This is a genomic window from Candidatus Megaera venefica (genome assembly GCF_034554655.1).
GTDB lineage: Bacteria > Pseudomonadota > Alphaproteobacteria > Rickettsiales > Rickettsiaceae > Megaera_A > Megaera_A venefica.
Genome location: NZ_JARJFB010000007.1, coordinates 1 through 22576, shown reverse-complemented (window position 1 = coordinate 22576; position 22576 = coordinate 1). Strand labels below are relative to the sequence as shown.

Sequence of the window (22576 nt, the reverse complement as noted above, 5' to 3'; positions counted from 1 at the left end):
CTATGGCTCATTTTATGATCAAATTCGAAGGGAGAATTTAAGTGCCTATAATCGAATTTACACAAATAGATGGAAAGTCTCGACTGGTACAAATAAATTTCTATTAATAAATCATCTATAGTTAAAAGCAAAATAGCACTAAATCAAATTGACGTGTCTATGCAGTGTTGTAGAACCTTAGATGAAAACCATTATTGCAAAATTTAGGATAGGTTAGGGATGAGTAGCACTTCCGCTTATATAGTATTAGAGTTTAATATTATATCCAGCCTCTTTCCAAGCATTTATACCACCCTCAAGGTTCCATACATCATGCACAAACCCTTCCGCTTGTAGTAATTGGCAAGCACGCATTGAACGACCACCAACCTTGCATTGGAGAACAATTTTCTTGCCTTGAATGTCTTTTATTTGATCAATTTCTACTAGTATAGCCGACAGAGGAATATTTATAGCACCATTGATATGTCCCTCCTGGTATTCATAAGGTTCTCTCACATCTAAGATAATTGCTTCAGTCGACTCAAGCCACGAATTCAGAGTAATAACATCAACAGTATATATGGTGTTCATTTGAAATTTGTAATTTAGTTAGTGCCTAGTTGGAGAATCATTACTCTTACCTTTAACTTGCTTAGGAAGAGGCGTGGTAGTACGCGAAGCCTGTGACCCACCTGATTCAAGCCCTTTTCTTAACGATGTTGCCCTTTCCACCACGACATTCGATCTAGGTCTTGTAACCGGGGTATCTATTGCCTTTGTTACTGTTTTTTCTGGCACAATACTTTGCAGTTTTGGATCTTTTGGCGCAATAGACGTTGTTATAGAACTTTGTAAATTTTGAGTCACTGGGGATACAGATTTTTCCTTAAGACCGACAAGTTCCTTAACTTTATCAACAAAAGTACCTATCGCACTTGCTACTTTCTCCATAAAAGTTGGTTTACTTTTTTCTTCAACAACGGGAGATACTTTTTTGGCAACAGGTTCTTTTACTTGTGGCACAGCTGTTTCAATCGGTTTAGCACTCACTTCAACTTGCTGCGCAGACGTAGCTTCTAATGTATATCCTGGAATTTGCGCTCCTAGCGAATTGTACGATCCAGGGATTTTAGTAGAATACACTGATTTACTTACAACATCTAAGGACTTAACAAAGTCGAGATATTCAGCCGACTTAGGGTCAATGCTTGCTTTACCATAGTGCGAAGCTGACGTTATTACTGAGTGAAAAACCAAATTAGTCATTGCACCTTTTTCATTACCATTCTCTTTATAAAACTGTGTTATTGATGAATAATGTTCTTGCAAATAATCTGGAATTTTTAGACCAGCGAGCTTTTGTTTTGCACCCTCTTTATCACCTTTTACTAAAGATTCTGATACATCTTTTGCAAATCCATTTTTAGTACATTCATATAGCATAACATTTTTTGCAAGAGAAGTATTGCGCATATATTCAGCACATCTTTTTTTCATTCCAGCTTGCCTTTTTTCGGGTGAATCAGTTTCTTTTATTGGATGGGCTTCTGTCACAATTTGCTTTTCTACTTCCACTAACTTGGAAGCAAAGCTATGAAAATTTTTGCCAGAAATCTCCTTAGTATGAAGATCTTTACTCATTGCCTCAATTGCTTCCGCTCTAGCTTGAGCTGGACTGATCTTACCAAACTCTTTATATAATTCTGTTGTCTCCTGGAGTGAAATAGATCCATCAATGATCTTCTCTTTTAGCTGAGCGTACATTGTAGGCAAAACTGGAACTGTTGGACTTAAAGGTTGCTTTGACATTGATTAAACTCGATTGATTAACTGAGTTACAAGGTTACTAAATTTACTAATTAGTAACCTTGTAAACATGTTAAAGCTATTAAGCTAACAATGTCAATCCTTTCTCGACATTCTCTTACGTTCATTCTGATCAAGATAGCGTTTGCGTAAACGAATAGATTTAGGTGTAACCTCAACCAATTCATCATCCTGAATGTATGCAATTGCTTGTTCCAGAGACATTAATCTTGGAGGAGAAAGCCTTATAGCCTCGTCCTTACCACTAGCTCTAACGTTTGACAATTGTTTAGATTTGATTGGGTTTACCTCCAAATCATTATCTCTATTATGCTCTCCGATAATCATCCCTTTATATACAGGTACACCAGAACCAATCAGCATACTGCCTCTATCTTCTAGGTTCCAGAGCGCATAAGCAACAGCATTGCCATCTTCCATCGATATTAATACGCCATTTCTACGCCCTTCAATTTTTCCACAATATGGGCTGTATCCATGGAATATTCTGCTCATAACACCAGTGCCTCTGGTTTCTGTAAGAAATGGCCCGTGATAGCCAATAAGTCCTCTTGATGGAGCAATAAATATTAAACGAGTTTTTCCTGCACCAGTTTCACGCATGTCCTTTATTTGGCTTTTGCGCAAGTTCATTGATTCCACAACTGTACCAACAAATTCAGAGTCGATATCTATTTGAACCTCTTCCATTGGCTCCAATCTCTCGCCGGTTTCTTGGTCTTCTTTAAACAATACTCGTGGCCTGCTAATTGAAAGCTCAAAACCTTCTCTGCGCATTGTTTCAATCAATACACCAAGCTGCAACTCTCCTCTCCCAGCGACATCAAATGAATCAGATTGTTCAGTTTCAGAAATTTTAATCGCAACATTTCCTTCAACTTCACGCATCAATCTAGCTCTAAGCACTCTAGAAGTAAGCTTATCACCTTCTCTTCCTGCAAGCGGGGAATCGTTAATTGAAAATAACATCGAAAGTGTTGGTGGATCAATCGGCTGAGCAGCCAAAGCCTTTTCTACCTCCGGCGCAGCAATTGTATCTGAAACGTTAGCTTTTTCAAGACCGGCAATAGCTATAATGTCTCCAGCTTCAGAGGAGGTTATTGGTAATCTTTCAAGCCCCTTAAAGGTTAGCATTTTAGTAATTCTACCACTCTCAACTACAGCCCCATCACAATTCAAAACTTTTATAGGCATATTGATTTTGGCGATACCACTTTGAATTCTACCAGTTAAAATTCTGCCCAAATAAGGATCATACTCTTTGGTTGTAACAATCATTGAGAATGGAGAGTTAATATCTGATACTGGTTGCTTAACGTACGATAATATAATATCAAACAATGCATCTAAATTTTCTCTCGGATCTTCCAATTCTTTTACAGCCCAGCCATTTCTGCCTGAAGCATAGATTACAGGGAAGTCTAACTGTTCATTGGTTGCTTCAAGAGCCATAAAAAGATCGAATATTTCGTCAAGTACTTCGTCAGCTCTTTGATCACTACGATCAATTTTGTTAATAACAACAATTGGCTTTAGGCCAAGTTTTAGAGCCTTTCCAAGTACAAATTTAGTCTGTGGCATTGGTCCTTCTGCCGCATCGACAAGAAGTACAACCCCATCAACCATACTTAATATACGCTCTACTTCACCGCCAAAATCTGCGTGTCCAGGTGTATCAATAATATTGATTTTGGTATCTTTCCAATCAACGCCTGTGCATTTTGCTAAAATAGTAATTCCGCGTTCCCTTTCAAGGTCATTGGAATCCATAGCTCTTTCGTTAACTGCTTGATTAGCACGAAATAATCCACTTTGAGATAGCATCTTATCTATCAGTGTTGTTTTTCCGTGATCAACGTGGGCAATGATTGCGATGTTTCTTATTGATAATGCCATTAACTATTCTTTCTATTTTCTTAAAAATTAGGATTCGTGATTATACAGCATTTTTTCTTCAATATCAATTTGAAAAAAATATACCTTTTAAACATCAATTTAGTATACTTCGGGAGTAGGAAATTTTATCAGCCAATAGGCTAAAGGTTTAAATATGAAAAAAATCTCAAAAAAACAACAAAAGAATTATACTTTAATGGTTTGTATTATAGGAATAATGGTATTAATCTATTCGATAACTATAATAAAATTATCTATGGCCCAATCTTAACATCAGGGTAAGTAATAAAAATCATTAATTTTTATTGTGATTTACCGTTGATTACTATAGAATTCATTGAGTGCTTAATAATTTAATTGATAAATTATATTTGGTTAAATAATGCAACAATTTATTACATTTTTAATTTTGACCTGCTCATTGTTTACGGCCTCTAACGCCTTTGGAACAGAAGATGCAGTGCACGTTGATATATATATTAAGGATCATAAATTTTCTCCGTCTGTAGTGGAATTGCCAGAAGGGAAAAAGATTGTTATTACAGTCCATAATCAAGATGCAACAATTGAAGAGTTCGAAAGTATCGAGCTAAAAAGAGAGAAAATTGTTCTTGGCAATTCAGAAACAAGGATTATCCTTGCCCCACTAAAACCTGGCGAGTATAAATTCTTTGGTGATTTCCACCAAGACACAGCTCAAGGAAAAATTGTTATAAAAGAAACGCCCAAAGAAGAGACTGAAAAAGATGTTTAAAATAGCCATTGTAGTTTTTCGTGAATGTCTTGAGATCGCATTGTTACTTGGCGTCATAATGGCAGTTACAAAACCAGTTGCTAACTCAAGAGTCTATATCGTTCTTGGCGCCCTAATTGGCATAGTTTTAGCCGCAATATTTGCATTATCTACACGGGCAATTTCAACAAGTTTTGGAGGACTTGGCGATGAGTTATTTGACTCATGTGTAATCCTTCTTACAGCTGCAATAATAAGCTGGACAGTAGTTTGGATGCAAGGCTATACCAAAAAAATAAAAAAAGATTTAAGTAAACTTTCAGAAAACATAACGGCAGGACTAACAAGTCAATTTATGTTAGTCCTAGTGGTGGCAACAGCAATTCTTCGAGAAGGAGCGGAAATAATCCTATTCGTGTATAGCGTTTCTTCTGTAGAAAACCTAGAAGGAACAAAATATTTAATCGGAATAGGAATTGGCGCTTTTGCAGGACTAACTGTTGGTATTGCGTTGTATTTAGGATTAATGAAGCTTGCTGGTAAATATGTTTTTACAATCTCGACGATTTTACTTACTCTAATTGCTGCAGGTCTAGCCGCTGAAGCAGCTGGTATATTAACCTCTTCTGGCTTTATAGAAGCGTATTCTGATCAACTTTGGGATACATCTTGGTTTATTAGTAACGAAAGTATTATGGGCAAAATATTAAATGTTACTATGGGATATGACTCAAAACCAAATGGAATGCAAATTGCATTCTACCTTTCAAGTATATTAATAACAGTTAGTTTTATGAAATTAAGATCAATTATTTCAAATAAATACCATGCTTAAACTTCTTATAGAATTCATTCCCTTGATAGCTTTCTTTATTGGCTACAAAGTTGGTGGGATTTTTGACGCAACATTATACACCCTTGTCGCCACTGTTGGTAGCACAGCAATTACACTTCTGCTTAAGCAAAAAGTAAGTAAAGTACACTTGATTACTAATGTATTACTACTTGTCTCAGCAAGCCTGACTTTATTCAGCGGCAATACCACATTCATTAAAATGAAACCAACTATTTTGTATACTATATTTGGCTCTGCTTTTTTCATTACAAGCTTTAAATGGGAACCTGCAATAAAGCTGGCTCTTGGAACGGCAATACAATTGAAGGAAGACATACATTGGCTCCAACTAAACATAAGGTTTATGTGGTTCTTTTTTACTATGGCTGTAGTTAACGAATTTGTTTGGCGTACTTTTCCAGAAGAAACTTGGGTTAATTTTAAGGTATTTGGCGCTTTACCAATTACAATCCTTTTTCTTTTATTCCAACTACCTTACTTGATAAAGTATAAAGCTTCAGATTCTTCAGTACAATAAAAGATAAACAACGAATGACAAGTACTCAATAGCCTCATTTACCATAAGGCGTTCAATCTCATTGCTTTTACTACTTGTTATTCCTAAGTTATACAAAGAGAAATCCCACAAAACTATGGAGCCCAAAATATCCTTGACTTAAAGCGGTTTATCTTTTAGTTTGTTTCTCATGTTATGGCGAATGTAGCTCAGCTGGTTAGAGCACCAGATTGTGATTCTGGGGGTCGCCGGTTCGAAACCGGTCATTCGCCCCACACTTGCGATAATTAACTCATCTCTCGATCAAAGCCTACAAACTCTGTTAGACGCATTGAAACAAAGATGTCATTCCCGCGAAAGCGGGAATCTAGAAAACCGGTAAATAGTACTGGTCTGAGACCTTCGTAGGAATAACAAAAGCTATTTAACTGAATTTTTTGGATAAGATAAACTCTAGTCGTTTGCACTTGTAGCTCAGCTGGATAGAGCGTTGCCCTCCGAAGGCGAAGGTCGTTGGTTCGAATCCAATCAGGTGCACCATTATTTGTAAATTAACTTAGGCTAAAAAGTAGAAAGACTAATCTTATTTGGATAGTTCTTGCAAATCTTTTTCTTCAAGATAAAAGCAAATTGGCATGTTAACTTTGGCAACAAAATCTCCCTCCGCTTGCACAAATATCGTAATAGAGCTATTGTTTTTGCTTGGATTAACCTTTTGCTGTAAGACGCTTAATATAGACTTGATTTCATCTTTATTTTCTGGATAAAGATTAATATCATGACTCACGCCTTGCAATTCAGAATCAACACTAGCAAAACGATTAGCAGTCAACCGCAAGCCCCCTTTATCTTTAAAAATATCACAGGTGACTACAACCTGTTCTTTGATGTTTATTAAATGCGCATAGTTCTTGAAGACATCGTCATTGAAAATTGTTACTTCAAAAATGCCATCTGGATCTGATAATACTAGAGTTACAAATCTTCCTCTCTGAGACATACGAGCATCTTTTTTGGTGATTACACCACTTAGCTTGTGCTGATATGACCCTTGAGGTAACTCTTCTTTAATATACTTAGAACTTTTAACACCAGACCTTTCTAGTAACTCTATTACACCAGAGAGTGGATGATTTTTCAAAAACAAACCTAGTACATCAAACTCGAAAAATGCCAAATCGCTACTTAGGAATTCCTCTGCATCCACTAGCACATCCGAACTAACTGCATCAATTGAAATAAGGCTAAATTGATTTGATTGTTGCTCTAAATGATATGATGTACAATATGCAAGGATCTTAGGAACACTTTGTATCAAAGCATTTCGATTAGGATGCAACTTATCGAAACAGCCTGCTTTAATAATATTCTCAAGTAACCGCCTGTTAATTAGTTTTGGCTCAATTCTCTCAGCAAAATCTATTATTGACTTAAAAGCTCCACGATTTTCCCTTTCTTGAACAACCATTTTACCAAAAGTGTTCGTTACATTTTTGATAGCTCCAAAAGCAAAGATTATAGATTTTTCTGCTCCATCATACTCAATACTAAATAACCCCTGAGACTTATTAATGTCTGGCGATATAATTTCAATATTAAACATTTTAGCTTCTTGCAAGAAAATGCTCATCTTGTCGCTACTATCAATTTCCAGATTCAGTGAAGCGACAAGGAATTCAGTCGGGAAATTAGCTTTTAAATAAGCAGTTTGATAAGAAATTACCCCATATGCTGAAGCGTGAGCTTTGTTAAATCCATAACCAGCAAATTTTGCTACTGTAGCAAAAATCGATTTGGCTTGATTCGCTGGTACATTATTCTTAACAGCACCGCTAACAAAAATCTCTTCTTGCGCATCCATTTCGCTCTTAACTTTCTTACCCATCGCACGACGAAGTAAATCAGCTGCCCCTAAACTATATCCAGAGAGTACTCGAGCAATTTCCATCACTTGTTCTTGATATACTATCACTCCGTAAGTAAATTTTAGTATAGGCTCAAGTAGTGGATGCAAGTAATCTACCTCTTGGATTCCATGCTTACAAGCAATAAAAGTTGGGATATTATCCATAGGTCCAGGACGATATAATGCTCCAAGGGCAATTATATCGTGAACATTATCTGGCCCAAGCTTTCTAAGAGCATTTTTCATCCCAACACTTTCAAATTGGAATACCCCTGTACTCAAGCCTCGTGACAACATTTCATAAGTTGATTTATCGTCGTATGGTATTGAATCAATATCAATGTTAATTCCTCTTTTTTCAAGCAATCTAAGAGTTTTAGTGATCACAGTAAGAGTCTGCAAACCAAGAAAATCGATTTTGACAAGCCCCGCTAGCTCAGCATACTTCATTGAATATTGCACAACTAGCATGTCAGAATTAATATCCTTATAAACCGGTACAATTCTTGTAAGGTCTTGGTTTGCTATAACAACACCAGCAGCATGAGTTGAAGCATGCCTATGTAGCCCTTCTAAAATAAGAGATGTAGATAATACCTGCTCTATTAATTCATTATCACCGTCGATAGTGTACAAACCTTTTCCTAAGGCCGCCACTTTAAGCTCTGCTACGTCCTCAAGAGCTTGGCTTAAAGTAACTGGATTCACGGCATTAAATGGTACTAATTCTGTTAGATATTCTGCAGTCCTGTAATTTAAACCAAGCACTCTTGAAACATCTTTGATCACGGCCTTTGCCTGCATTTTACCAAAGGTAATTATCTGCCCAACTCTTTCATCACCATATTTAGATCTAACATATGAAATTACTTCTTCTCTTCTCTCTTGGCAAAAATCAATATCAAAATCTGGCATGGATATTCTCTCCGGATTGAGAAATCTTTCAAACAACAAGCCAAATTTAAGAGGATCCAAGTCCGTAATCTGTAATACCCAAGCTACAACTGATCCTGCGCCAGAGCCTCTTCCAGGTCCAACTGCAATACCATTAGCTTTACTCCATTTAATAAAATCAGAAACTATCAGAAAATATCCAGAGAAATTCATTGTACAAATAATATTTAGCTCATAATCAAGACGATCTATATATTGTTGCCTTATTTCCTCTTGCTCACTAAGATCCGTTTTTTCCTTAATAAATTTCTGGCCTAACCGAAACTCCAATCCATCACTTACCTGCCTACGTAATAATTCCTCTTCGGATAATGTCCCATCAGAGAAATTAGGTAAACACGGCGGACGGGTTTCTGCCATGACATAACAACGCCTTGCTAAATACACTGTATTTTCGATTGCCTCTGGTAAATCCTTAAATAACTCCACCATTTCATCAACGCTCTTAAAATAGCACTGATTACTAACTCGCATGCGCTTTTGTTCATCACGCACAACTGATTGAGAAATACATAATAATACGTCATGCGCATCATGCATTGATACATCAGTAAATAATACATGATTAGTTGCTAATAAGGGTATTTCAAGCTGACTTGCAATTTTGAGATACTCTGATTCAATTTGTCTTTCTTTTGCATAGCCATGGCGCATTATTTCGAAATAAAATCTATCTCCAAATATTCCTTTAAGTTTTTTGGCTGCATAAGTCGCTGCATCTAGAGAATTCTCAAGTAATAATTTACCAATTACTCCATCAGCATAAGCTGATAAAACAATTAATCCATTGCTGTGCTCAGATAAATTTTCGAAAGTGATGTGATTGCATATTGACCTATCATTCTTGGTATATATAAAGCTAGCCAGCTGAAGTAAATTGAGATAACCCTCTTCATCTTTAGCAATTAGCAGAATCTCAGCGAAATCTTTCTTACCCTTATTGCTAAAAAGAATATTTAATATTGCACCATGAATTGGTTGAATCTTTGACTCAACAGCCGCCATAGCGAATTCTAGTGATGCAAATAAATTATCTCTATCCGCTAAGCAAACGCTTGTCATTTTATTGATTGACGCAAGGTTAATTATATCCTCAATTTTTAGTGAACTCTCAAGCAATGAATAGGAGCTTTGGGTCCTAAAATGGATAAATCTAAGAGTGTTAGTTTCCACTTTTTTTACCAACTGAGTAGTATTTAAAACCATTAATTTCTAGGTCAGTAGACTCTAAAATATTGCGTAAATCTATAATTATTGGAGTCTTTAGCAAATCTTTTACTTTTACCAAATCCATTGCTTTAAACTCTTCCCATTCAGTAGCAATAATAATTGCATCTGCGCCTTCTATTGCTTCAATCATGGAATTTGCACATTCTAATTTTTCAAAATATTTTGGTACATTTGGCATACCCTCCGGATCATAGGCAACAATTAACGCATCAAATTCTTGTAATTTGTTAATTAATTCTACTGCCGGACTATTTCTAAGATCATCTGTTCCAGCTTTATAGGTCAAACCAAGCACCGCTATCTTCTTTCCAGCGATAGTGCCTCCAACAGCAGAAATAATTTTCTTTATCATTGCATTTGGTCTGTTACTATTAGCTTTAATTACTGCGTCTAGTACTAGAAAATCAGAATCTACTTTTTGAGCTAATTTTTGTAGAGCAAGGATATCTTTTGGAAAACACGAACCACCGAATCCAGGCCCAGCTTTTAGGAAGCTCTCGCCTATTCTTTTATCTAAACCAACTCCTCTTGCAAGAGTCTTAATATCTGCTCCAACAATCTCACACAAATCAGCCATCTCATTAATAAAAGCAATTTTATTTGCTAAAAAGGTGTTAGAAGCATATTTAATCAATTCAGAAGTTGTTAAATCAGTTTCAACGATTGCTACTCCGTCATTTATAATTGGCGCATAAACCATACGCATAATATCCAATGATTCTCTCGATTCAGCACCCACAACTATTCTGTCTGGCTTTAAAAAATCATTAATCGCACACCCTTCGCGTAGAAACTCTGGATTTGAAACTACTGGATTCTGGTAACCATTACTGATAATAAAAGCCTGAATTGCTGAACATGTCCCTGGAGGAACAGTCGATTTTATTACAATAATGCAATCTTGATTCACATATTTACAAACCTCACGAACCGCAGAAAATATACCGCTTAAATCGGCATCACCATCACTTTTGGGTGGTGTGCCAACAGTAATAAATACACACTGAGAATCTTTGATTGAGTCATCATATCCATAAACAAAATGTAGACACTCTGTATTAGCATATTTCTCGATATACTCATTAAGCCCTGGTTCAAAAATTGGAGCCTTTTTATCCTGAAGCATTTTGACTTTATTTTTATCAACATCAAGACATATCACATTATGTCCTACATGACTCAGCATCACACCAGATACAAGGCCCACATAGCCCGTTCCTACTAAAGTTATTCGCATAAAAATTGATTGTAATTAAGTTTCTATAGACTAACTTAAAAACAAAAAAAGTAAAATTAAAACTCTAATATCATTCTTTATGAAATGGAATTACTATAGCTAATATTAATAAAAACTCATATAATCTACTGCTATAGTAAAAGAGCAAATTTAGTTGATGAGAATTTTATCCAAAATATTAGCACTGATTATTTTAATCTTTGCCTCATTCTATAGCCTTTTCTTGGCAGCCAACATGGGAAAATTAAATCAACCCATCAAGACAGTTCTAGAATATTTTTTAAATATAGAGCTAGTCGAATTAAATTTCCAAGATACTACCCTTACTTCCAAAGAAGCAATAATTCTATCAAGAAATGGTAAATTGCTAATTTCAGGCTTAAAAATACATGTTGGATACTCGGCGGGTTCTTTTGATTTTACTATGGACCCTGGCAGAGTTTGTATTACGAACAATAATGATGAATTAATTGTTGATGCTAAATATTCTGGAAAATTTATTAAAAATATTCTAAAAAATAATTATTCTACCGAACTAAATTTTAGCAATATTGTTATTTCAGATTTAACTGATATTCATAATAAACCCTACCAAAATGGGCTTATATCTTATACTCATCATAAATCAGCGCACACGCACCATATTGCTTTTGACTTAAATTTCGATAACTCAACCTATTTACGAGCTAGTAGTGATCAAGACAGTAAGAAAGTTAAAGTTACTGGTAAAAATATACCTCTTGGCACTTACACAATTTTCGAAAAAATCGCTCCAGATAATGGGTTGGTAAAATTCTTCCAAGAATTTATAAAAAATGGCTATATAACAGAGGCTGATTTTTTATTAGATATTAATAAGGAGATACTAACTAAAGATAGCATAATCGGCAAAGTAAAGATTCAAAAGCTTGATTTTAGCTACGATAATGACTTTCCTTTGTTAAAAAATATGGATGTCGATATTGACGTATTTGATTCAAATGTTACTTTCAAAATAAACAGCGCTTATTCATCAGCTTTATCATTATCTCAAGGTTTAATACTAATGAACTGGCAGGGGCTCGATAATACAGAACTAAAAATCACTGCCAAGGCACATGGTCCAGCAACTGGATTAACTGGTTTTATTTCGAGTACACAGCATCAAGAGATGAATAAAGCTAATATAGACCTTCGTAAAATAATCGGTCAAGCTAACCTTGATATCTATATTGACATCCCTCTAAAACCAGGTACAAAAAATATCTACAACATCTCTGCTGATATAACAGAAGCTTCTTTATCAATATTTAAAAATTATGTAAACCTGACCAACGCGAGTATAAAAGGAGTCTTTAATGGTGATAAAGTGTTGCTTAGCGGAGCCGGAAAAATTAATAACTTTAAAAGTGACTTAGGTTTTGCACTTAATATAACAGATAAAACTGAATTCTCTCACAAGCTCGATATAAAAACATATTTCAAAGTATTGAACGATAAATCAGACAGTAGAAATAAAATAGCCTTTATAAGTCTTCAAGGTGGTGACTCAGTAATTGATTTTACCTACACAAATAAAGACTCTAAAGGGCTTATTGCTGTAGATTCAGACATTACAGGACTTGATCTTTATTTTGATAAACTAGGAATTAGAAAAAAGAAAAATGATAAATCAAGACTAGTTATTTCTGGAGCTTTTACAGACCCAACTATGGGAAAAATAGATTTCTCTGTCTCAAGCCAAAGTGGCCTGAAGACCAATGGCACAATTGATATAGACTCAAATAAAGCTATTGCTAACATTAAAGAAATTAAACATAAACAAACTGATTTATCAGCAAAAATAATACTGGATAAAAATCTTTTTGATGCCAACATAAAAGGGAAAGCTCTTGATCTCTCAGAAGCAGATATGCTCCATTTTCTTGAAAAAGAGAGGGATGGCGGATCCACTAAATTAGTACTAGCTATTGAACGAGTCAGGCTAAAAGATGACATATGGCTCGATGGTGTAAAAGCAAAATTTGAATGCGATAACTTGCGTTGTTTCTCTGGTTATATAGATTCTAAAATAGGTTCAAGGTCACTTGAAGTATTACTAGCAGCAAAAGGGGATAAGGAAGAGTGGCTTGTCAAATGTAGCAATGCTGGCGCGTTACTACGAGGTCTTGATATGTACAACTCAATGAGAGCGGGAAACCTCACACTAAATCTCATTACAAGCCGAAAAGAGGTAAAACGAGGCAATATTATTCCAATCCATAACGGTAAATTTACTTTTGAACGCTTTATGTTACACGATGCTCCAACTATGACTCGTATGGTTTCTTTTATATCTCTTCCAGGCTTTATCAGCATGATTAGTGGCAACAAAGATATTGCTTTCTTAGGAATGAATGGAACTTTTAGTTTCCAAAATAATATTCTCTCTATAGATAACAGTTTTGCAACTGGGCCCTATTTTGATTTTACGCTCAAAGGTACGATTGATACTAAAAAAAGATTTATGGACATATACGGCCATGTAAATCCACAGTTATACGGTATTAGCTCAGTTATTGGTTCAATTCCACTTATTGGCAGGATTTTTACTGGCAATAAAAATCACCAAGGCCTGGTATCAAAGTCTTATAGATTAAAAGAGAAATATTAGATGAGGAAGCCAAAATTAAAACCATCAACATTCAATCACATGATGAAGTTTTTTGGCTTTAGTCAAGCACCAATACGTTCAATTATTGCTGTACTTGCTTTTGGTATTAGCCTTGGGGTAGCTTATGAAGAATTAGTCGGAATCGGTACATGGCATAGCTATCACCCAGACACAGCTAGTGTAAATGTTTGTTTTACTCCTCCCTCAGGTTGCGGCAGTTTAATAGCTCAAGAAATAGTGAAAGCTCAAAAAACTATTTATGTACAAGCCTATGGCCTAACGTCTATCAGTATTATTCACCAACTAAAAGCTGCAAAAGACAGGGGGGTATTAGTACGAATTTTACTTGATGGCGGAAATTTAAGTGATAATCAGCAAGTACTTACTGAGCTGCTAAAATATGGAATAGATGTACGATTTGACAAGATGCCCGGCATAGCACACAACAAAGTAATGATTATTGACAATAACAAAGTTATTACCGGATCTTTCAACTTCACCAGTGCCGCTGATCATAGAAACGCTGAGAATGTAATACTAATTGAAGATGCTAATATTGCTTCTATTTATTTAAAAAATTGGAAAAACCGGGAAAAAGAGAGTCGCAGTCTATAAAACCTGAACTTTTGTCATTCCCGCAGAAGCAGGAATCCAGTCTTTTAGACAGTTTGCCCCCTATATCACAAGCTTTGCTACAGATGATGTCATTGGTAAGTCTAAATTATAGTTACTCACAAAGCTATGAAGTAACTTCGCTGCTGAAGCCCCTTCAACTAGCACAGGATAGTTCGCAAGAAATTCTTTTGAATAATTATTTTGGTGAAACTCATAGCCAAATTTCGTATTCCTTGAAGTAGTTGAATAACTTGTTAAAACAAGATCGCCTATCACCGCAGGCAAAGTTAAAGACTCTTGGTTGCCTCCAAGAGCTTTTGAAATAATAGCTATCTCTTCAAGACCCTTACTAACAAGCCAAGCTCTAGCATTTTCACCATAACCTTGAGCCATTAAAATTCCACTTTTTATTGCAATAATATTCTTAACAATCCCGGCAATTTGAACAGTTATAATATCTGTGGATACAGAAACATCTAGTTGCTCCGAGCTAAGCTCATCAGCTATATAGCGAGCTAAAGGTTGATCTTTAGAGGTAATAGTTATTGAGGCAAAATTTCCGACGGCAACTTCTTTGGCAAAATTAGGACCAGAAATAAATACGTAAGGATTATCAAACTCCTGTTCCATTTTAGTGGAAAACAACTGCAACGGTTCTTGGCACATTCCCTTTGTTGCAATCAAAAACACCGTTTTGGAAGATAAACCTATCTGTTTTAATTCTTGAATTACAATTTCAAAAGCCTGCGAAGGTACAGCTAAGATTATAACATCATAGCTTGCCACATCTAGTAAACTTACAGTGGCCGTAATCCCAGAAGGCAAAGCAGTGTCATCAAGATATTTACTATTTTTATGATGGTTATTTATCTCATCCACAATATTTACTTCTGGAGTGTATATTAAAGCGCTTCCATAAACCCTTGCAACTAGACAAGCCAGAGCCGTCCCCCAGCTTCCCCCACCAATAACTGCGAAATTTTTTAGTTTTTTCATTATGCTACTCTTGCTAACATGTATTTATCGTGATGGTCTATTAACTGAACATCAATTAACTGGCCCGAAGCAAACTCTCCATCTAGCTTAACTGGAATAAAATTCTCAGCATGAGCCATATTATTCTTCTCAACTAGCAATGTAGTTTTTTTGCCTAAATTCTGCCTAAAGAACTTCTCAATCTCTTTTTGCCCTTCATCCCTTAGTATTGAAGCTCTTTTTTTCCTAATATGCATAGGAACTTGAGGCATTCTTGCTGCCGGCGTCCCTTCACGTTCGGAATAAGGAAATACGTGTAAATATTGTATATTAGCTTCAGAAATCAAACTTCTAGTATTTTCAAACATTTCATCAGTTTCAGTCGGAAAACCAGCAATAATGTCCGCCCCAAAAGACACTTCGGGACGAATAAGACGTAAAGATTTACAAAATTCAATAACTTGTTCACGACTGTGACGTCTTTTCATACGCTTTAAAATCATGTTATCTCCTGCTTGCAGGCTAATATGAAAATGCGGCATTAGTCTTTTTTCATAAGCCATCAAGTTGAATAAATCATCATCAATCTCTGCTACATCAATTGAAGATAACCTTAACCTATCAAGTTCCGGCACTAAAGAGAGAAGTCTTTTTATCATTTGAGCAAATGTCGGATTACCAGGTAAATCGCTGCCATATGCAGTTACATCTACGCCAGTAAGAACGATTTCTTTAAACCCATCATCTGTTAATGTCCTAACTTGCTGAACAATTACTCCAATCGGTACCGACCTGCTATTACCCCTACCAAACGGAATCATACAAAAAGTACATCGATGATCACAACCATTCTGCACCTGAATAAAAGCTCTAGCCTTTCCTTCAAAACTTCGGACCAAATGATTCGCCGTTTCCTTTATAGACATTATGTCGTTCACAATTACCCTTTCTGTCTCTAACGTATAGTGCAAAGGAGAAAGTTTTTCTTCATTACCAATGACTTTATCGACTTCTGGCATATTTGCAAACATCTCGGGAGTATTTTGAGCCGCGCAGCCAGTAACAATAATTTTTTTTGTTGGATCTTGTTTTTTAAGTTTGCGAATAGCTTGCCTTGCCTGTTTTTCGGCTTCTTTCGTTACAGCGCAAGTGTTAAATACAGCTACGTTTTGTATGCCACTTTTTACAAGGTTTTCTTTTATTATTTCACTTTCGTATGTATTCAATCGACATCCAAAAGTAATAACCTCATGAGCTTCATTCATAAGCATATTCTCCTTCAAAAACAAAGCTTGCTGGACCGTACATACTTATATTCTCACCAGTTTTTTGCATCTTTAAATTTCCTAACTCAAATAAAACCTCGGCCTTATCTGAAACAAAACCTAATTTATTTGCGGCAGCAAAAGTAGCTATAGCGCCACTACCACAGGCATAGGTAAATCCCGTTCCTCTTTCCCAAACTTTTAAGTATATTTTATCGTCTTTCACTTCTGCAAAACTAATATTTATTCCTTCTTTAAATAAATCTATATTCTGAAAATTCTTACCAATAATTTCTCTATCCTGATCAGATAATTTTGAGAATATTACTAGATGAGGATTAGCAACATCAACGCAAATCATTTCCTTTGGTTCAATCAAGTGCCTAATCGCCAAATCCCATAGAGAAGCTTCTTGAGGCATCCACGATTCTTCAAAACTAGCTAACCCCAAATCAACTTTAATTTGATCTTCACTAATATATTCACACAAGACTTTCCTACCATCAATATCGAGCGTAATATTTCTCTTTTTACTTTTCTCAAAAATCAATCTGGATAAGCACCTTGAAGCATTGCCACAAGCCTTGGCTTTTGACCCATCATGATTAAATATACTCATTTTAACAAATTCATTACTCTCTTTGTAAGTAATGAACTGATCACAACCAATACCTAACCTTCTATCTGAAACTCTTTGAGCAAAAACCTTCATATTCAATGCAAGAGGCAACATCTCTTCAGCAATAATAACAAAATCATTGCCTAATCCATGCATTTTTACAAAAGGAATCTTCTTCATTATTATACCTTAGTTGATGCTGAGCATCTATACATTCTCCAGTGAATAATGAAGAAGAATAAGCCCGTAATAAGCCAGGTAGCACAACTAATCATGCTACTAATAGCATTACCTTTGACTTCGTTTATATAATCCTCTCTATCTGCCATTCTTTTGTCTTTTATTAGCTCAGGTTTAAGTATTTGTCGTTGCTCTTTGTCATTAGAAGAGGCTTGCTTCTTATACTCAACATACTTTTCGTCACTGCTAAATTTACTTAATTGACTCATGTACTTGTATTCTGTGAATACAAAATCCGTCCCACTTCCTAGCATAACACCAATAGTTATCATCATCACAACAGAAGCTACTAAGCATACAATTAAACAATATACTTGAGTTAAATTCTTGAACATTACTTAAACACCTAATATTATTAATGGACTAATCTAGTCAGTCATTATACACAGTTTTAAAGAAAAATTGTAGAAAATAAATTGCTAGTATATTCCTAAAAACCAAAATTAAAATATAGATTTACCATGAAGAGTGTACTTAACGTTCTAGAACAGCTGATTGCATTTAAGTCAATAACACCTACTGGCAAAGACGCAATTGACTTTGTTGCTGATTATTTACAAAAGCTAGGATTCGAATGCTTGATAAAAACATTTGGTCCAAATGGACAAGAAGTAACTAATCTTTATGCAACCCTTGGCCACGAAGCTCCTAATATCTGTTTTGCTGGGCACATTGATATAGTACCTCCAGGAGATGAGAAGCTATGGCAATCAGACCCTTTCCAAATGCAGGTAAAAGATGATCTTGTTTTTGGCAGAGGCACTGTAGACATGAAAGGGGCTATAGCTTGCTGCCTTGTCGCTGTTAGTGAGTTCCTTAAAGAAAACAAGAATCATAATGGAACGATTAGTTTTCTTTTAACTACTGATGAAGAAGGAGATGGGACTCATGGTTTAAAAGAAATGCTTGAATACATTAAAGATATTGAGCCAAAAATTGATTTTTGTATCTTGGGAGAACCAACTACCGAGCATGAAGTTGGCGATACAATCAAGATTGGCAGACGTGGCAGTATAAATTTTGACCTAACAATAACCGGCAAGCAAGGACATGTTGCTTATCCAGAGAAAGCTATAAATCCCATGCCAATCGTAATTTCTGCTTTAAAAGGATTAATAGAAACAGAGTTTGACTCTGGATCAGAATTTTTTCAAAAATCTAACCTTGAAATTACTTCAATCGAAGGACAAAATCCAGTACGTAATGTCATACCATTCTCAGTTAGTGCAAAATTTAACATCAGGTTCATTGACAAGCATACTCCAAGTGATCTAGCCGCCAAAGTGGCTCATGTTATTTCTCAATACTCAGATGATTACGAACTGAAATATTCTTGTACTTCCTTACCCTTTGTTCAAGAGTACTCTAAAGAGATAGAACGCTTTGCTGATATAGTCTATGATACATGCGGCATCCGACCTAAAATCAAAACCAACGGAGGGACTTCAGACGCAAGATTTATCCATAAATATACCCAAGTTGTTGAGTTTGGATTAAATTGTGATCTTGCCCACAAAATCGATGAGCATACTAAAATTTGTGATTTACAAACACTCTATAACGTGTATTATAGCTCCTTAGTTAAGCTTTTATAAAGGCTTAAGAACAATTTTTTGCGGATGTGGCGGAACTGGTAGACGCCCTAGATTTAGGTTCTAGTGCCGCGAGGCGTGGGGGTTCAAGTCCCTCCATCCGTACCAATTAAGAATTTAAATTAAACCAGATTGGTCAGGTGATCTTAAAGATACGAATTTTAGGATAGGAATATCCTAAAATTCGGTATAACACATGTTAAAGTACATAAATTATGATTATATCAGAGTTAAAAAAAGACAAAACTGAGTTTCACGCAAAAGTTACCATTTCAATTCACGATATCTCACAACAAATAGATACTGAATTAGCTAACGTTGCAAAAACCGCAAAAATGGATGGCTTTCGAGTTGGAAAGGTGCCATTAACTGTTTTACGTAAAAAATACGTACCTACAATTAGAAATGGTATTGCAAGAGATAAAATTGATGCTGCTACTAAACAGATTATAAAAGATAATAAGCTTAATATTGCCTTTGATCCAGCAATTGATGATTTCAAAAACGAAGATGATCAAGATATTGAATTTGTTTTAAAATTTGAACTCTTGCCAGTTATTACTTTGCCTGATTTCAAAAAAATATCTATTGAAAAACCGGTATTAGATGTTTCAAAAAAAGATATCGATGAGCAATTAGATCGTATATTAAGCTTCTCTAAGTCGTATGATAAAGAAACAAAATCAAAAGCAAAATCAGGTGATCAAGTCACAATCGATGCAATTGGTTATGTTAATGGTGAAGCATTCGACGGTGGAAAACTCAATGCTCATAAGTTAGTTTTAGGAAGCAAATCCTTTATTCCTGGCTTTGAGGACCAACTAATCGGTAGCAAAGCTGGTGATGATGTTTCGGTTAAAGTCGACTTCCCTAAAGATTATCATTCAAAAGACCTGGCTGGAAAACCATCTGAATTTAAAGTAAAAGTTCTAGCTGTACATCAAGAAAGCATTCAAAAAATAGATGATGAGTTTGCTAAAAAATTCAAATGCGAGAATGTTGAGCAACTAAGGGAGCAAATAAGTAAAAATATTAGTTCCAATTACGACGAGTCAATTCTCATATTTATGAAAATGGAATTATTTGATAAACTGGAAGAACTCCTAAAATTTGAGATCCCAGCTTCTTTGCTTGAAAGAGAAAAAGAGATTTTAAAAGACCAGGTTTCTAAAGTTGGAGACAATGCGGAAGTAAAAAGCATGTCCGAGAAAGAAAGGGCCAAATATTTTGATGGTCTAGCATCTCGGAGAGTACGTATAGGCTTAATGCTAGCTGAGTATGTAAAGCAAAAAGGTTTATCTATAACCGAAGAAGACATTCGCCATGCACTGATTGAACAGGCTAAGAATTATCCTGGGCAAGAACAAATGGTTATAGAGTTTTATCAAAAAAATAAAAATGCTCTTGAAAACTTAAAAGGCCCTATTCTAGAAAGCAAAGGTGTAAAAGCTATTTTTGCTAATGAAGTTGTCATTAAAGAAAAGCTCTATACTGCTGATAAATTAGAAAAATTTTTAGAAAACATACTTAGAGATTAACCTAACTTTACTACTTTTTTAGAAGCTACTAGGTTCAAAAAATGAATTTAGTAGCTTTTGTTTTATGAGAAAACAGTCTAATATTAATCTTTTTGTAATATTAAGCTCTTGGCATGATATTTGCTTCTCTAAGTTTAATTTGATATAATAAATACAATTAATTATATGCCTTTAACTCTTACTAACGATCTAACAGGACTTGTCTCACGCGAAGTAAGTGCGGCAAGCAGAGAAGTAGGCACACTTGGTGAGAGCCTCGTCTCTGGCGATAATATGAATGTTGAAGTGGTCGACGCTTACCTCGGAAACTCCTTACGTGATAGAGAATTTTTCCTTGGCGCAATTGCTCAATCTACTTCCTACTCCGTAAACGCAGTTAATATTACAGAAAATTATTTAAACTCGATTTCTTCTTTTTTACAAAAGGGGATAATCACTATTGCAACTGTAGGAGTGCTATCTGATGATAAAGTTGCAGTGTTACAAAAACATATAAATAGCGTCCGTACTCAAATCGATATTTTGATTGACTCAGCAAAATTCGATGGCAAAGAATTACTTGGCGGAGGAGCGAAAGAAATAAATGTACAAGTTGGCGTTGATGCTTCTAGTACTCAGAAGATATCCATACGAAATATAAGTGATAACCGGATATACAGAACATCACTTGCCCACGCTGTGAACGAATGGATTGCTCAAGATTTTACTAGATCTGCGCACTACGCTACTCAGGCCGAATTAACGATAGCGCTATCAGATAACGAAAACTTAATAGCCAATAGCGCAGCTAATCAGGGAACTGGTAGCGGTGGAATAATGACTACAGGGCAAATAGCAGCTGCACTTGTAGCAGTGCGCACCGCAAAACCAGCATTGTTTTCTGATGGTCTTAGCTTTATGATACCTGACTTTACTAATTATTTAAGCCTGCAGGGTGGCGCTCCAACTCTATCTACAGCAACAGCTGTAGATTTTCAAGCAACTATGGATGACATGGCTACAGGCGCCCTAGCTCAGTTGGACCTATTTAGCTTTTTTGGGAATGCCCTTGCCACATCACTTGCAACCGTTAAGGATAGGACCATCGCACTTGATGTATTTCAGTCAGCTTTGACTAATATTCGTGGTGAGCAGGCAAGGCTTCGTACTCAAAAAACAAGCTTATCTGAAGCTATTGACGCACTAAGAGCAACTATAAATGTTACTGAAAAAACAGCTAATTCATATACTAAAACTGATTATGTGCTAACAGCACAAGAATATTCTGAGTTAATCAGACAAATAGTTGCATCAGTAACTGCGCTGCAAGCAGCAAACAAGATCCCAGAATCTGCTCAAAGATTAGTCGATTCCTTGGCAAGATAAATTATTCTGGATTGAACCAGGAAACGTGAACAGTTACTGTCATCAAGGGTAAAACACTGTTATCCCGGGCTTGATCATGGATCTTCTTCTGTTGCCCTGGATCCTGAATCAAGTTCAGGATGACAGTAAAGTTTAAGGTACCCTATACACACTTTGAATCAACTATTTTTTAGTCCCTCCGTCAAAACTCTCCCCGCCTGAATTAACAAGGGGTTTCATGTCATAAACAGCTTACAAAATCCATAAGAAAATGGTATAATTACCGCATAAAGCTTACGGATTTTAAAATTATGCCTATAGAAAATATTACTTTTCTCCAAAAACAAGAAAGGTTATTTGAAGAGAAATTATCTACAAAACTAAATCCTAAAAACAAGTTATATAAACTAAGGGATTTAGTAAATTGGTCTGAACTTGAAGCCAGAGCATTGCCTAACATTGAAATCAAGCAATTTGGTAGAAATAAGAAAGATCATAGAGTAATGCTAGCACTATCAATGCTTCAAGCTATGTACAACGGTTCTGATTCGTTTACGGAGGAAGAGCTAAAGGAAAATATTTATTGGCAATATTTTTGTGGTTATGAATATTTGCAGCAAGATCTTGATGTGTCTGAAG

18 protein-coding genes and 3 tRNA genes are annotated in these 22576 nt (G+C 35.6%); 12 read left to right on the top strand and 9 right to left on the bottom strand.

Annotated features, from left to right (window positions below; genetic code table 11):
* Positions 1 to 246 precede the first annotated feature (246 nt).
* The 3 genes from Megvenef_RS01020 to typA form a co-directional block, all read right to left on the bottom strand.
* Complete coding sequence (locus Megvenef_RS01020; protein ID WP_322776149.1) at positions 247 to 573, bottom strand: rhodanese-like domain-containing protein; 327 nt, start codon at positions 571 to 573, stop codon at positions 247 to 249.
* Between the two features lie 18 nt (positions 574 to 591).
* Positions 592 to 1791 carry a hypothetical protein gene (locus Megvenef_RS01015; protein WP_322776148.1) on the bottom strand — a complete coding sequence of 400 codons (1200 nt, stop codon included), beginning with the start codon at positions 1789 to 1791 and terminating at the stop codon, positions 592 to 594.
* A gap of 93 nt (positions 1792 to 1884) precedes the next feature.
* Positions 1885 to 3705 carry a translational GTPase TypA gene (gene typA, locus Megvenef_RS01010; RefSeq protein WP_322776147.1) on the bottom strand — a complete coding sequence of 607 codons (1821 nt, stop codon included), beginning with the start codon at positions 3703 to 3705 and terminating at the stop codon, positions 1885 to 1887.
* Between the two features lie 382 nt (positions 3706 to 4087).
* Between typA and Megvenef_RS01005 the strand changes: the two genes are divergently transcribed.
* The 5 genes from Megvenef_RS01005 (at position 4088) to Megvenef_RS00985 (ending at position 6330) form a co-directional block, all read left to right on the top strand.
* Complete coding sequence (locus Megvenef_RS01005) at positions 4088 to 4459, top strand: cupredoxin domain-containing protein (RefSeq protein ID WP_322776146.1); 372 nt, start codon at positions 4088 to 4090, stop codon at positions 4457 to 4459.
* Positions 4452 to 5273 (top strand): FTR1 family iron permease, encoded by an 822-nt coding sequence (locus tag Megvenef_RS01000; protein ID WP_322776145.1) that lies wholly within the window; start codon positions 4452 to 4454, stop codon positions 5271 to 5273. Before Megvenef_RS01005 ends, Megvenef_RS01000 begins: the two co-directional genes overlap by 8 nt.
* Positions 5266 to 5811 (top strand): septation protein IspZ, encoded by a 546-nt coding sequence (gene ispZ, locus Megvenef_RS00995; RefSeq protein ID WP_322776144.1) that lies wholly within the window; start codon positions 5266 to 5268, stop codon positions 5809 to 5811. Before Megvenef_RS01000 ends, ispZ begins: the two co-directional genes overlap by 8 nt.
* Before the next feature lie 177 nt (positions 5812 to 5988).
* Positions 5989 to 6065: transfer RNA gene (locus Megvenef_RS00990), tRNA-His, on the top strand.
* 188 nt (positions 6066 to 6253) lie between these two features.
* Positions 6254 to 6330 (top strand) — tRNA-Arg (locus Megvenef_RS00985).
* Positions 6331 to 6373: 43 nt separating this feature from the next.
* Here the strand turns inward: Megvenef_RS00985 and dnaE are convergent.
* Together dnaE and Megvenef_RS00975 are read right to left on the bottom strand one after the other, a co-directional pair.
* A complete protein-coding gene (gene dnaE / locus Megvenef_RS00980; protein WP_322776143.1) occupies positions 6374 to 9823 on the bottom strand; it encodes a DNA polymerase III subunit alpha in 3450 nt (1149 codons plus the stop codon).
* Positions 9813 to 11117, bottom strand: a complete 1305-nt coding sequence (locus Megvenef_RS00975; protein WP_322776142.1) for a UDP-glucose dehydrogenase family protein — start codon at positions 11115 to 11117, stop codon at positions 9813 to 9815. The genes dnaE and Megvenef_RS00975 overlap by 11 nt, the downstream gene beginning before the upstream one ends.
* Positions 11118 to 11352: 235 nt before the next feature.
* Between Megvenef_RS00975 and Megvenef_RS00970 the strand changes: the two genes are divergently transcribed.
* Both Megvenef_RS00970 and Megvenef_RS00965 read left to right on the top strand, forming a co-directional pair.
* Positions 11353 to 13749, top strand: a complete 2397-nt coding sequence (locus Megvenef_RS00970) for a YhdP family protein (RefSeq protein WP_322776141.1) — start codon at positions 11353 to 11355, stop codon at positions 13747 to 13749.
* A complete protein-coding gene (locus tag Megvenef_RS00965; protein WP_322776140.1) occupies positions 13750 to 14364 on the top strand; it encodes a phospholipase D family nuclease in 615 nt (204 codons plus the stop codon).
* A gap of 60 nt (positions 14365 to 14424) precedes the next feature.
* Here Megvenef_RS00965 and Megvenef_RS00960 read toward each other — a convergent pair whose 3' ends face one another.
* From Megvenef_RS00960 to Megvenef_RS00945, 4 genes are read right to left on the bottom strand one after another with little or no spacing between them, the layout of a single operon-like run.
* Positions 14425 to 15360, bottom strand: a complete 936-nt coding sequence (locus Megvenef_RS00960; protein ID WP_322776139.1) for an NAD(P)H-dependent glycerol-3-phosphate dehydrogenase — start codon at positions 15358 to 15360, stop codon at positions 14425 to 14427.
* Positions 15360 to 16610 carry a tRNA (N(6)-L-threonylcarbamoyladenosine(37)-C(2))-methylthiotransferase MtaB gene (gene mtaB, locus Megvenef_RS00955; protein WP_410519743.1) on the bottom strand — a complete coding sequence of 417 codons (1251 nt, stop codon included), beginning with the start codon at positions 16608 to 16610 and terminating at the stop codon, positions 15360 to 15362. Before mtaB ends, Megvenef_RS00960 begins: the two co-directional genes overlap by 1 nt.
* Positions 16597 to 17406 (bottom strand): diaminopimelate epimerase, encoded by an 810-nt coding sequence (gene dapF / locus Megvenef_RS00950; RefSeq protein WP_322776150.1) that lies wholly within the window; start codon positions 17404 to 17406, stop codon positions 16597 to 16599. The genes mtaB and dapF overlap by 14 nt, the downstream gene beginning before the upstream one ends.
* The gene (locus Megvenef_RS00945) at positions 17406 to 17798 is read right to left on the bottom strand and encodes a hypothetical protein (protein WP_322776138.1); all 393 of its coding nucleotides are present in this window, start codon (positions 17796 to 17798) and stop codon (positions 17406 to 17408) included. The genes dapF and Megvenef_RS00945 overlap by 1 nt, the downstream gene beginning before the upstream one ends.
* A gap of 126 nt (positions 17799 to 17924) precedes the next feature.
* Here Megvenef_RS00945 and dapE point away from each other — a divergent pair, with 126 nt between their 5' ends.
* The 5 genes from dapE to Megvenef_RS00920 all read left to right on the top strand — a co-directional run.
* Positions 17925 to 19058, top strand: coding sequence for a succinyl-diaminopimelate desuccinylase (gene dapE / locus Megvenef_RS00940; RefSeq protein ID WP_322776137.1), 1134 nt, complete (start codon positions 17925 to 17927; stop codon positions 19056 to 19058).
* A gap of 20 nt (positions 19059 to 19078) precedes the next feature.
* Positions 19079 to 19163: transfer RNA gene (locus Megvenef_RS00935), tRNA-Leu, on the top strand.
* A gap of 107 nt (positions 19164 to 19270) precedes the next feature.
* On the top strand, positions 19271 to 20593 hold the full coding sequence (tig, locus tag Megvenef_RS00930; protein WP_322776136.1) for a trigger factor: 1323 nt from the start codon (positions 19271 to 19273) through the stop codon (positions 20591 to 20593).
* A gap of 165 nt (positions 20594 to 20758) precedes the next feature.
* A complete protein-coding gene (locus Megvenef_RS00925) occupies positions 20759 to 21958 on the top strand; it encodes a hypothetical protein (RefSeq protein WP_322776135.1) in 1200 nt (399 codons plus the stop codon).
* A 290-nt stretch (positions 21959 to 22248) separates the two neighbouring features.
* Positions 22249 to 22576 (top strand): transposase (locus tag Megvenef_RS00920; RefSeq protein ID WP_322776028.1); only part of this gene is annotated, 328 nt, incomplete at its 3' end.